The sequence below is a fragment of the Comamonas sp. E6 genome, assembly GCF_001010305.1.
GTDB lineage: Bacteria > Pseudomonadota > Gammaproteobacteria > Burkholderiales > Burkholderiaceae_C > Comamonas > Comamonas thiooxydans.
The window spans coordinates 153598-165684 of sequence record NZ_BBXH01000008.1 but is presented as its reverse complement, the minus strand read 5'-3'; the positions used below and the strand labels follow the sequence as shown (position 1 = coordinate 165684).

At 62.1% G+C, this 12087-nt stretch carries 10 protein-coding genes; all 10 read left to right on the top strand.

The window, feature by feature from the left end:
• Window positions 1-12 precede the first annotated feature (12 nt).
• The 10 genes from gcvT (at window position 13) to CSE6_RS07395 (ending at window position 12072) form a co-directional block, all read left to right on the top strand.
• The gene (gene gcvT, locus CSE6_RS07440) at window positions 13-1149 is read left to right on the top strand and encodes a glycine cleavage system aminomethyltransferase GcvT (protein ID WP_193751102.1); all 1137 of its coding nucleotides are present in this window, start codon (window positions 13-15) and stop codon (window positions 1147-1149) included.
• Window positions 1150-1271: 122 nt separating this feature from the next.
• Window positions 1272-1646, top strand: coding sequence for a glycine cleavage system protein GcvH (gene gcvH, locus CSE6_RS07435; protein ID WP_059440226.1), 375 nt, complete (start codon window positions 1272-1274; stop codon window positions 1644-1646).
• Between the two features lie 47 nt (window positions 1647-1693).
• A complete protein-coding gene (locus CSE6_RS07430) occupies window positions 1694-2242 on the top strand; it encodes a MolR family transcriptional regulator (protein ID WP_059440225.1) in 549 nt (182 codons plus the stop codon).
• Between the two features lie 90 nt (window positions 2243-2332).
• Complete coding sequence (gcvP, locus tag CSE6_RS07425) at window positions 2333-5236, top strand: aminomethyl-transferring glycine dehydrogenase (protein ID WP_059440224.1); 2904 nt, start codon at window positions 2333-2335, stop codon at window positions 5234-5236.
• Between the two features lie 49 nt (window positions 5237-5285).
• Window positions 5286-5492, top strand: coding sequence for a hypothetical protein (locus tag CSE6_RS07420; RefSeq protein WP_193751101.1), 207 nt, complete (start codon window positions 5286-5288; stop codon window positions 5490-5492).
• Window positions 5479-7659, top strand: coding sequence for an ATP-binding protein (locus CSE6_RS07415; protein WP_034405429.1), 2181 nt, complete (start codon window positions 5479-5481; stop codon window positions 7657-7659). Before CSE6_RS07420 ends, CSE6_RS07415 begins: the two co-directional genes overlap by 14 nt.
• Before the next feature lie 20 nt (window positions 7660-7679).
• On the top strand, window positions 7680-8342 hold the full coding sequence (locus tag CSE6_RS07410; protein WP_034352402.1) for an RluA family pseudouridine synthase: 663 nt from the start codon (window positions 7680-7682) through the stop codon (window positions 8340-8342).
• Between the two features lie 350 nt (window positions 8343-8692).
• Window positions 8693-9814, top strand: coding sequence for a branched-chain amino acid ABC transporter substrate-binding protein (locus CSE6_RS07405; protein ID WP_034352399.1), 1122 nt, complete (start codon window positions 8693-8695; stop codon window positions 9812-9814).
• Window positions 9815-9910: 96 nt separating this feature from the next.
• Window positions 9911-10834 (top strand): high-affinity branched-chain amino acid ABC transporter permease LivH, encoded by a 924-nt coding sequence (gene livH, locus CSE6_RS07400; RefSeq protein ID WP_004340658.1) that lies wholly within the window; start codon window positions 9911-9913, stop codon window positions 10832-10834.
• Window positions 10834-12072 (top strand): high-affinity branched-chain amino acid ABC transporter permease LivM, encoded by a 1239-nt coding sequence (locus CSE6_RS07395; protein ID WP_039048678.1) that lies wholly within the window; start codon window positions 10834-10836, stop codon window positions 12070-12072. The genes livH and CSE6_RS07395 overlap by 1 nt, the downstream gene beginning before the upstream one ends.
• Window positions 12073-12087: the final 15 nt, after the last annotated feature.

Sequence of the window (12087 nt, the reverse complement as noted above, 5' to 3'; positions counted from 1 at the left end):
GAGCGCTTGCCTGTGACTGCTGCTGACACCTCTTCCGATCTGCGTTCCACACCGCTGTTTGCACTGCACCAGAAACTGGGTGCCCGCATGGTGCCGTTTGCCGGCTACTCAATGCCCGTGCAATACCCTCAAGGCCTGATGGCCGAGCATCTGCACACGCGCAAGGCCGCCGGCCTGTTCGATGTCTCGCACATGGGCCAGTTGCTGTTGCGCGGCCCCGATGCCGCCGCCGCGCTCGAATCGCTGATGCCCGTCGATGTCATGGACCTGGGCCTGCACAAACAGCGTTACGGCCTGCTGCTCGATGAACAAGGCGGAATTCTCGACGACCTGATGTTCGTCAACCGCGGCGATGATCTGTTCCTCATCGTCAACGGTGCCTGCAAAGAGGCCGATATCGCTCATATCCAGAACCGCATCGCCAGCCGCGGCGAGGTCGTCCCACTGCCCGAGCACGCCCTGCTGGCCCTGCAAGGCCCGCAAGCCGTCACTGCCCTCTCGCGTCTGATTCCCGGTGTGACGCAACTGGTCTTCATGACCGGCAATTACTTCGACTGGCAAGGCCATGCGCTCTACATCACGCGCAGCGGCTATACGGGCGAGGACGGCTTTGAAATCTCCCTGCCCGGCGAAGCTGCCGAAGCCTTTGCCGAAGCTCTGCTGGCACAGCCCGAGGTAGCCCCCATCGGTCTGGGCGCGCGCAACTCGCTGCGCCTAGAAGCCGGACTTTGCCTGTACGGCAACGACATAGACACCAGCACCACCCCGGTGGAAGCTGCGCTGAACTGGGCCATGCAGAAAGTACGCCGCACCGGCGGCGAGCGCGAAGGCGGTTTTCCTGGTGCGGCCATCGTGCTGGAGCAATTGCAGAACCCTCAGTCTCTGCGCCGCAAGCGCGTGGGCCTGATTGCGCTGGAACGCATTCCCGTGCGCGAGCCCGCCGTGCTGGAGAACATGGACGGACAGCATATCGGCCACATCACCAGCGGCCTGCTCAGCCCCACGCTCAACCAGCCCGTGGCGCTGGCCTATGTCGAGCCCGACTACGCCGCCATCGATACGGAAATCTTCGCCATGGTGCGCGGCAAGCCCGTGCCCATGAAGGTGGTCGCCACGCCCTTCGTTCCCACCCGCTACTACCGCGGCTAGGTCTGCCGCCGCGCATGAGACGGGCCAGTTTGCCAAACAGCGGCCAGAACACCGCTAAAGTGCGAGCTGGACCTTTCTCAAACAACACCCGATTCCCCTGAATCCCCCATCTGGAGCTTTCCATGAGCATCAAGTATTCCAAAGAACACGAATGGATCAACGCCGCTGACACCAATGCCGCCATCGTCGGCATCACCGTACACGCACAGGATGCGCTGGGCGATGTGGTGTTTGTGGACCTGCCTGCCGTGGGCTCCACCTTCAAGGCCGGCGATGTGGCTGGCGTGGTCGAATCCGTCAAGGCCGCTGCCGATGTCTACATGCCCGTGACCGGCGAGATCGTCGAAGTCAACGAAGCCCTGCGCGATGACCCGTCGCTCGCCAACAGCGACCCACTGGCCGCAGGCTGGTTTTTCAAGGTCAAGATGAGCAATGTGGGCGAGCTCGAAGCTCTGATGGAAGAGACCGCCTACAACGACTTCGCCAAGGACAACTAAGCGTATCAACGGCCCTCGCATTGCGAAGGCCGTTTTTGCATGCAGCCATGAGCACCATTCTGTATTTTGACGATCCGGACGTCGGTCTCGCCCGCGAGACCAGCCACCCGACCTTTGCGCGCATCGCAGCCCAGGACTTCTATTACGACGGCGGTGACGACTTCAGCCCCTTCGGCAGCGATGACGGCAGCGACACACTGGCCGCTCTTCAAGAGTGGTACCAGGAGCAAACAGGCGGCAACGCCAAGGCCCTGCGCTTTCTGCACCAACAACTGAGCGACTGGGATCTGCCCGTGCCCAAGGACATGCTGGCTCATGACGATGCGGCCAAGGCCCGATGGCTGGCCAGCGACGACATGAACCAGAGCTATCTGCGCTCGGTCTGCCGCGCACACGTGGCCACCGCCTTTGGTCAGCTCAAGATCACAGGCAGCATCGATGCCGATCTGCACAAGCAGGCCCTGCTTGCCCTGGCCTGCCAGCAATGGCTGAACACCGTGGCACGCAGCAAATATCCCGATTGGGAATATGCCGACCAGGAAAGCGAACGCCTAGCTCTGATGAACACCGCGCTGGAACAAGCCAGCGCTGCTTGAAGCACCGGCCGCATGCCTTCAGGCATACGGCATTCACGCATGCCTGGCATGCAAACCGTCAGTCACAGTATTTGAGAATAGGTCCCTCCCATGCTGATGTCGCCTCCCGCCCCCGTCGCTTCCCTGGAAGCGCTGGAAAACAGCCACGAATTCATCCCCCGTCATATAGGCCCGGACGCCGATGAGCAGCAAAAAATGCTGGCCGCCATCGGCAAGCCCTCGCTGGACGCCTTGATTCGCGATGTGATGCCCGACTCCATCGCACGCGCCAGGCCCATGGATCTTCCGGCGCCGATTACCGAAGCCGCTGCGCTGGCCGAACTCAAGGCCATCGCCAGCAAGAATCAGGTTCTGAAGAGCTTTATCGGCCAGGGCTACTACGGCACGCACACGCCGGGCGTCATCCTGCGCAACATCCTCGAGAATCCAGCCTGGTATACGGCCTATACCCCCTACCAGGCAGAAATCTCACAAGGCCGCATGGAAGCGCTGGTCAACTTCCAGACCATGGTGACCGACCTGACCGGCATGCCGATTGCCAATGCTTCCATGCTGGACGAGGCCACGGCAGCCGCCGAGGCCATGACGCTGGCCAGGCGCTCCGTCAAATCCAGAAGCCATCGCATCGTGCTGGCCGGCGATCTGCACCCGCAAACGATTGAAGTCATCGAGACCCGCGCCCGGCCGATCGGCATCGAAGTGGTGATCGCCAACAGCCAGCAAGAGTGGGAGGCTGCGCTGGCAGGCGATCTGTTTGCTGCCGTCATCCAGTACCCCGCGTCCAGCGGCTGGATCGTGGACTGGAAGGCCGATGTGCAAGCCATTCACGCCAAGCAGGCCGCCGCCATCGTGGCCACCGACCTGCTGGCTCTGACCCTGCTGACACCGCCCGGCGAATGGGATGCCGATATTGTCGTGGGCAACAGCCAGCGCTTCGGCATGCCCATGGGCGCGGGCGGTCCGCACGCGGCCTTCATGGCCTGTCGCGACGAATACAAGCGCAGCCTGCCCGGCCGTCTGGTGGGTGTCAGCGTCGATGCGCATGGCAAGCCCGCCTACCGCCTCGCTCTGCAGACACGCGAACAGCATATCCGCCGCGAGAAAGCGACATCCAATATCTGTACGGCCCAGGTCCTGCCGGCCGTGATTGCCAGCATGTATGCCGTCTACCACGGTCCCCAGGGGTTGAGGCGCATTGCCCAGCGTGTGGCACGCTTCACAGCGATTCTGAGCCGTGGCCTGGCCCAGTTGGGCTTTGGCGCCCACCACCACGACACAGCCTTCGACACCGTGAGCCTGCACACCCGGGAGGCCACCGACGCCCTGGCGGCTCGCGCCGTCTCCCGAGGCGTCAACCTGCGCAAGGCCTGGGACGAATATCTCTGCATCAGCCTGGACGAAACCACGACCCGGGCCGATGTCGAGCTGATCTGGAGCATCTTTGCCCAGGAGGGTCAGGCCCTGCCCACCATCGAGGCCATGGACGAAGGCCCGACCTCGCTGATCCCCGAATCCCTGCAGCGCAGCACGGCCTATCTGACCCACCCGGTCTTCAACACCCACCACTCCGAAACCGCCATGCTGCGCTATATACGCAGCCTCAGCGACAAGGACCTGGCGCTGGACCGCAGCATGATCCCGCTGGGCAGTTGCACCATGAAGCTCAATGCCACCAGCGAGATGATTCCCATAACCTGGCCAGAGTTCGCCGACATCCACCCGTTTGCGCCCGCCAACCAGCTGCAAGGCTATGCCGAGTTGGATCAGCAGCTGCGCGACTGGCTGTGCCAGGCCACGGGCTACGCGGGCATCAGCCTGCAGCCCAATGCAGGCAGCCAGGGCGAATACGCAGGTCTGCTGGCCATCAAGGCCTTCCATGAATCACGCGGCGAGGCGCACCGCAATATCTGCCTGATTCCCAGCAGCGCCCACGGAACCAACCCGGCCAGCGCGCAAATGGTGGGCCTGCAGGTCGTGGTCACCAAGTGCGATGACAACGGCAACGTGGACATGGCGGATCTGAAGCTGGCCTGCGAGAAGCACAGCGCCAATCTGGCCTGCATCATGATCACCTACCCCAGCACGCACGGCGTGTTCGAGACCGAGGTCAAGGAGCTGTGCCAGCTGGTGCACAGCCATGGCGGCCGCGTCTATGTGGACGGCGCCAATATGAACGCCCTGGTAGGTCTTGCCGCACCCGGCGAGTTCGGCGGCGATGTCAGCCATCTGAACTTGCACAAGACCTTCTGCATTCCTCACGGCGGCGGCGGCCCCGGCGTCGGCCCCGTGTGCGTGGTCGAGGATCTGGTGCCCTTTCTGCCGGGGCATGCCACCGCAGGCGACGTCCGCCAGGTGGGAGCTGTCAGCGCAGCGCCTTTGGGCAATGCAGCCGTTCTTCCGATCAGCTGGATGTATATCCGCATGATGGGAGAGCCGGGCCTGAAGCTGGCGACCGAGACCGCCATCCTCAACGCCAACTACATCAGCGCACGCCTCAAGGAACACTTCCCCACGCTGTACGCGGGCGAGTATGGTCACGTGGCCCATGAGTGCATCGTGGATCTGCGCCACTTCAAGGACAGCTGCGGCGTGATGGCCGAGGACGTGGCCAAGCGCCTGATCGACTACGGCTTCCACGCACCGACGCTGTCCTTTCCCGTGCCCAACACGCTGATGGTGGAGCCGACCGAGAGTGAAAGCCTGTCTGAGCTGGACCGCTTCATCGAAGCCATGATCGCCATCCGTGCCGAGATTGCCGAAGTGGAGGCCGGCAGACTGCCCAGGGACGACAACCCGCTCAAGAACGCACCCCATACGGCAGAGGCCTTGCTGGCCGCAGACTGGCAGCATGGCTACAGCCGCGAAACCGCCGCCTATCCCGTGCCTGCCCTGCGCCGCGCCAAATATTGGAGCCCCGTGGGCCGCGTGGACAACGTCTATGGTGACCGCAATCTGTTTTGCAGCTGCGTACCCATGGACGCTTACGAAGACTGATAGCCAGGGTCTCCCCCAAGCCAGTGCGCTCTGCCGCACTGGCTTTTTTATGCTCAAGCAATGTCGAACACCAGCCAGCCCATTGCTGTTCGCCGGCAGTGAATGTATTCACGACATCAACGCAATCGGCGTTGCTGCCGCCAAACCGAGCATCGAGTTGCCTGAATACCGGTTGACTGCCCGCCTTTTTAAAGAGCAGGTGCAGGGACCGGCTTACACTGCCGAGGTCTTCTGCCTGTCTCATGAGCTCCTCTGAACCCACTCCCCCTCCCTTGCTGCCAGTCATTGATGGCGGCCTGCCTCTGCATGCCCTGCTGGCCCCCGGTGCTGCGCCGCTGGGCCTGAGCGCCAACACCCAGCCATTGGTGCCGGAGGATGAAGACCCGCTGCAGGCCCTGGTGGCGGAGTTGCGCAACTACCAGCACGAGCTGGAGCTGCAAAACGAGGTACTCAATTACAGCCAGGCCGTGGCCGAGAGCGCATCGGAGCGGTTTGAAACGCTGTTTGCAAGCATTCCGCTGCCGCTGCTGGTGGTTGATGAATACGATATGGTGGTCCAGGCCAATGCCATGGCTCACCGCGCATTTCAGCCCACCGAAAAAGACCGGCTGCTGATCAACTTCAAGCCCTTTGTGCATGTCAACGACGCAGAGCGCGTGACTACGGCCTTCGAGCAGGCCAAGGCGATGGGACGCGCCGAGGTACACGAGGTTCTGTTCCAGATCACCGAAGAATTCGAGCTCTGCGGCGACCTGCATGTGGCCGGCGTGGTCGTGCCCCAGCAAAACGGTCCGGCCACCTGGCAGTATTTGTGCGCCGTTGTCAACCAGGGCCCGCTGCTTGCCGAGCGCAAGGCGCTGCAAGAGCGCAACCAGCAGCTTTATGCCAGCGAGAGGCGACTGGAGTCGGTCATCAACTCCGCGCTGGACGCCATCATCTGCGTCGATCAGCATCAGCGCATCACTGTCTTCAACCCCACGGCGGCGGCCCTGTTTCTGTGCTCGCCTCAGGATGCCCTGGGCAGCCCGCTGGAGCGCTTTTTACCCGATGCCGCTCGGGCACTGGCTTTTTCCTCGCTGACCACACAGGCCGTGCTAGGCGAGATGACGGGGCTGACCCTGTCGGGGCGTGAGATTCCCATGGAAATCAGCGTCTCCTTCGAACACCACAGCAGCGGCGACACCACCACCATCTTTGCGCGCGACCTGACCAGCCGCAATCGCGCCGAAGCCCAGCGCAATGCGCTGGAAACCCAGCTGCGCGAATCCCACAAGATGCAGGCCGTAGGTACCATGGCCGGCGGGATTGCCCACGACTTCAACAACATCGTGGGCGCAATCCTGGGCAATGTGGAGCTGGCCAAGGCCGATAGCTGCGGCAACCCGGCTGCCATGGAAAGCCTGCGCGAGATCGAAAAGGCCGGTCGCCGCGCCCGCGATCTGGTGCGCCAGATTCTGACCTTCAGCCGCAATGACCTGCCCGAACGCCGTCCGGTTCAGGTGCAGGAAGTCATGTCCGACACGGCTCGCCTGCTGCGCGTGACTCTGCCTCCCTCCATAGAGCTGCAGGTGCAGGAGTCCAACGATCTGCCGCCGCTGCTGGCCGACCCCACTCAGGTGGAACAGGCGCTGTTCAATCTCTGCAACAACGCCATGCAGGCCATTGGCAGTCAGCGCGGCATCATCCAGATGCGGGCCATGCGCATTGCTCCCGACAGCTACCAATGCGAACGCCTGGGTCTGGCCGTGGCCGAATACCTGGTCTTCATGGTGCAGGACTCCGGCCCAGGCATGGACGTCGCGACTCAGCGACGCATCTTCGAGCCTTTTTTCACCACCAAACCGGTCGGCCAGGGCACAGGCCTGGGCCTCTCGGTCGTACATGGCGTGATGCGCACCCATGGCGGCGCTGTCGATGTGCACAGCGAACTGGGCCAGGGCAGTTGCTTCACGCTGTACTTTCCTCTCAGCGACCCGACTTCCAGCCACTCTGCGCTGCCGCCCATGCGCATGGACAAGCCCGAAGCCCCGCTGCCCGAACCTGTCCTGGCCACGCGCGCCAGCCATGTCATGTATGTGGACGACGATCAGGCTCTGGTCTTCCTGTTTCAGCGCCTGCTGCGCCGTCGCGGCTATGAAGTCTCGGGCTTTACCGATCCCCATGAGGCCATGGCCGCCCTGCATGAGGAGCCACAGCGTTTTGACCTCATAGTCACCGACTACAACATGCCCGGTTTCAGCGGACTGGACCTGCTCAGACAGGCTCTGCAGATCAGCCCTCAACTGCCGGTTGCACTGGCCTCCGGCTATGTGACGGCCGAAATCGAGCAGGCTGCGATTGCAGCCGGAGCCAGAGCCTTGATCCACAAGCCCAACGATGTGCAGGAGTTCTGTGCCACTGTGCATGAACTGCTCAACCCCTGAAGCAATCGATAGCTGTTTGAATGAGTGCGTTGAACTGTGTGTATGAAGACGAGCACCTGCTGGTGCTCGACAAGCCCTCGGGCCTGCTGTGCGTGCCCGGTCGCGGCCCCGACAAGCAAGACTGCCTGAGCCTGCGTGCCCTCCGGCATTTCGGCGATGCACTGGTCGTGCACCGGCTCGATCAGGCCACATCGGGTCTGGTCGTCATGGCTCGCAATCCGGCCGTCCAACGCCAGCTCAGCCAGGCCTTTGCCGAACGCAAGGTCGACAAGCGCTATATCGCCGTAGTGGCCGGCGAGTTGCAGGCGCACAGCGAAGCAGCGAATGACAGGGGCTGGCAACTGATAGACCTGCCGATTGCGGCCGACTGGGAGCGTCGGCCGCTGCGTGTCATCAACCACGAAACCGGCAAAAGCAGCCAAACGCTGTGGCAGGTGATCGAGCACACCGTCCAACCAGGAATACCCTGCACCCGGGTTTTGCTGAGCCCGCTGACGGGGCGCACCCATCAATTGCGCCTGCATATGGCGGCCATAGGCCATCCCATGCTGGGCGATGCGCTATATGCCAGCGAAGCCGTGGCCTGCGCCAGCCCACGCCTGTTGCTACATGCGGCAGCACTGGAGCTGGTGCACCCGGTCACCGGCGGACTGCTGCAGCTAAAAAGCGATCCACTTTTTTAATCCCCCTCAAATCGGCAGCAGCCGTCAAGCTCTCAAAGTTGCCACGCCGCAACAAAAAACCCTTCAGAACTGCGCTGGGGCAGGACAGAAATCCGCACAAAAAGACCGCTGATGCAGATACTTGCCTACAGTTCAGGCATGGACTGTGCGTATACATCACAAATGCAGGCTGCGCCATAGCCCTTGCGTACTAGCTGCTATGCACGACATAGCAAAAACCGAAAGCCTGCACCAGCCCCTGCATACCCTGTTGCCTTCGTTGACCACTCGATTAATCTGAGCTTCTTTGCGCGAACTGCTATGGCAGCAATCGCGCTTTTCGAACATCTCTCGAGATTAAGGAAGTCCTCATGAGCATTCCGTTCCGCATGCAAACCGTTGTTGCCGCCCTGGGCCTGGCTGGTGCCGCCCTGGTCTCCACCGCGCATGCCCAAATCAAGATCGCCCTGGTCATCCCCACCACCGGTGCGCTGACCCAGTACGGCGACATGGTCAAGGAAGGCGCCACCACCGCCGTTGAAATGGCCAATGCCGCTGGCGGTGTCAATGGCAAGAAGATCGAGCTGGTACCCGTGGACGATGCCTGCGAACCCAAGCAAGGCCCCGTCGCTGCCAACCGCGTGGTCAACAACAAGATCGGCTATGTGGTCGGCCCCGTCTGCTCGGGTGCCTCGATTGCCGCAGCGCCCATCTACAACAACGAAGGCGTGGTGGTCGTCACTCCTTCTGCCACCTCGCCCGCTCTGACCGACGGCAAGAACTACCACTTCATCTTCCGCACCATTGGCCGTGACGACCAGCAGGGCCCGGCGGCCGCCAAGTTCATTGCCGAGAAGCTCAAGCCCAAAAAGGTTGCCGTGCTGCACGACAAGCAGTCTTACGGCCAGGGCATTGCCTCTTCCGTGCGTGACGACCTGAAGAAGGCCAAGATCGACGTGGCTCTGTTTGAGGGCATCAACGCAGGCGACAGCGACTACTCCGCCGTCATCACCAAGCTCAAGGGCGCAGGCGTGGACTTTGTCTATTACGGCGGCTACCACCCCGAAATGGGTCTGCTGCTGCGTCAGGCTGCCGAGCAAGGTCTGAAGGTCAAGATGATGGGCCCTGAAGGCGTGGGCAACCCCGAAGTCAACGCCATTGCAGGCCCTGCCGTCGAAGGCATGCTGGTGACTCTGCCCGCCGACTTTGCCGCCAACCCCAAGAACGCCGCCGTGGTCAAGGCCTTCCAGGACAAGAAGCGCAATGCTTCGGGTGCCTTCCAGCTGACTTCGTTTGCCGCAACTCAATCGCTGCTGGCCGCCATCAAGGCCGCTGGCGACAACCCCGCCAAGGTGGCGGACTGGATGCACAAATCCACCGGCGTGGACACCGTGCTGGGCCCCGTGTCCTGGAACAAGCAGGGTGACCTGAACTCCTTCGATTTCCAGGTCTTCCAGTGGCACAAGGACGGCAGCAAATCGCTCGCCAAGTAATTCCACCACTCTCTCCGGAGGCAATGGCAGGGGCCATGCCTCCGGATGTTTGTTATCTGGCCCTCGGGCCTTTTCCTGTTTCAAGGGTGGCGTTACATGTCAGACTTTCTCCCCCAGCTGATACAACAGCTATTCAACGGGCTCTCACTCGGAGCCATTTACGCCCTGATCGCCATTGGCTACACCATGGTCTACGGCATCATCGGCATGATCAATTTCGCACACGGTGACATCTACATGATCGGGGCCTATATAGGCCTCGTGACGCTTTCGGCGATTGGCACGCAAAGCGGTCTGCCCATATGGGCCATCATCGGCCTGATGCTCGTGGTGGCCGTATTCGTAACCGGCGTCTACGGCCTGGTCGTCGAACAGGTGGCCTACAAGCCCGTGCGCCAGAGCCCGCGCCTGGTCGCGCTGATCTCGGCCATCGGCATGTCCATATTCCTGCAGAACTGGGTGGCTCTGGGCCAGGGTGCGCGCGATATGGCCGTGCCTTCGCTGCTGCCGGGCGCCATCAATTTCCACATGGGCAATTTCGAGGTCTTCATCCCTTATACCCGCGTGCTCATCATCGCGGTGACCGTGGTGCTGATGATTGCACTGACCATGTACATCAAGCATTCGCGCATGGGCCGTGCCTCGCGCGCCTGCGCTCAGGATATGCACATGGCCAATCTGCTGGGCATAGATACCAACAAGGTCATCTCCTTCACCTTTGTGCTGGGTGCCGTGCTGGCCGCCGTGGGCGGCGTGCTGATTGCGCTGGCTGTGGGCAAGCTCAATCCCTTCATCGGCTTCCTCGCCGGCATCAAGGCCTTCACGGCCGCCGTGCTGGGCGGCATAGGCTCCATCCCCGGCGCCATGCTGGGCGGTGTGATCCTGGGCGTAGCCGAGACCTTTGCAGCCGCCTACATCTCGTCGGAATACAAGGACATCGTGGCTTTCGGCCTGCTGGTGACCATATTGATGTTCCGCCCCTCGGGCCTGCTGGGCAAACCTGAAGTGGAGAAAGTCTGATGAAGTACAGCTTTTCCGCCGCTTTGCGCGATGCGCTGATCGCCACCGTGATGACGGCCATCGTCGTCACCCCCATCTTCAGCCTGCACCTGGAGCGCGCCGGCGTGCGCACCATCATCACCCCCGACTGGAGCATGACCGGCTGGGCCTGCCTTGCCATCTTCGTCGTGCAGATGCTCAAGCCCCTGCTCGCCGGCAAGCTGCCCAAGGTCAATCTGCCGGCAGTCCCGCAGATGAAGTCGGGCACACGCAACATCGTCATCTTTGTGGTGCTGATGATGGCCGCCTCCTGGCCATTCTTCGCGGGCCGCAATGCCGTCGACATCGCGACTCTGGCCATGATTTACGTCATGCTGGGCCTGGGTCTGAATGTGGTGGTCGGCTTTGCCGGCCTGCTGGACCTGGGCTTTGTGGGCTTCTATGCCGTGGGCGCCTACACCTATGCGCTGCTGTTCCACTGGGCTGGCTGGACGTTCTGGGAAGCGCTGCCGCTGGCCGGCGCAGCCTCGGCTCTGTTCGGCTTCGTGCTGGGCTTTCCCGTGCTGCGCCTGCGCGGTGACTATCTGGCCATCGTGACGCTGGGTTTCGGTGAGATCATCCGCCTGCTGCTGACCAATCTGACCAGCTTCACGGGCGGTCCCGACGGCATCTCCAGTATCCCGAAGCCTACGGTGCTGGGCCTGCCCATGACCCGCTCGCCCCTGACCGAGGACGGCACGACATTTCATCAGTTCTTCGGTATGGAGTTCAACTCCATGCACATGGTGATCTTCGTCTACCTGATGGCCTTGCTGCTGGCCATGGTGACGCTGTTCATCAGCAACCGCCTGATCCGCATGCCCATAGGCCGCGCCTGGGAAGCGCTGCGCGAGGATGAAATCGCCTGCCGTTCGTTGGGCCTCAACCCCATGAAGATCAAGCTCTCGGCCTTCACGCTGGGCGCCATGTTCGCGGGTTTCGGCGGCGCCTTCTTCGCCGCTCGCCAGGGCATCGTCAATCCCGAGTCCTTCACCTTCATCGAGTCGGCCCTGATTCTGGCCATTGTGGTGCTGGGTGGCATGGGCTCTCAGCTGGGCGTGATCGTGGCCGCCATCATCCTCACCGTACTGCCCGAGCTGGCACGCGAGTTCTCTGAATACCGCATGCTGATCTTCGGTCTGGTCATGATTTTGATGATGGTCTGGCGTCCCCAGGGCCTGCTGCCCATGAAGCGACACCAAGTGGAGGTGAAGTCATGAAGCTGCACCTGAACG

What these genes read in the sequence shown, in the direction of transcription:
- CSE6_RS07410 (WP_034352402.1), top strand. Translation starts at nt 7,680, where the DNA reads ATGAGTGCGTTGAACTGTGTGTATGAAGACGAGCACCTGCTGGTGCTC.
- gcvP (WP_059440224.1), top strand. Translation starts at nt 2,333, where the DNA reads ATGCTGATGTCGCCTCCCGCCCCCGTCGCTTCCCTGGAAGCGCTGGAA.
- CSE6_RS07395 (WP_039048678.1), top strand. Translation starts at nt 10,834, where the DNA reads ATGAAGTACAGCTTTTCCGCCGCTTTGCGCGATGCGCTGATCGCCACC.
- CSE6_RS07415 (WP_034405429.1), top strand. Translation starts at nt 5,479, where the DNA reads ATGAGCTCCTCTGAACCCACTCCCCCTCCCTTGCTGCCAGTCATTGAT.
- CSE6_RS07430 (WP_059440225.1), top strand. Translation starts at nt 1,694, where the DNA reads ATGAGCACCATTCTGTATTTTGACGATCCGGACGTCGGTCTCGCCCGC.
- CSE6_RS07405 (WP_034352399.1), top strand. Translation starts at nt 8,693, where the DNA reads ATGAGCATTCCGTTCCGCATGCAAACCGTTGTTGCCGCCCTGGGCCTG.
- livH (WP_004340658.1), top strand. Translation starts at nt 9,911, where the DNA reads ATGTCAGACTTTCTCCCCCAGCTGATACAACAGCTATTCAACGGGCTC.
- gcvH (WP_059440226.1), top strand. Translation starts at nt 1,272, where the DNA reads ATGAGCATCAAGTATTCCAAAGAACACGAATGGATCAACGCCGCTGAC.
- CSE6_RS07420 (WP_193751101.1), top strand. Translation starts at nt 5,286, where the DNA reads ATGCTCAAGCAATGTCGAACACCAGCCAGCCCATTGCTGTTCGCCGGC.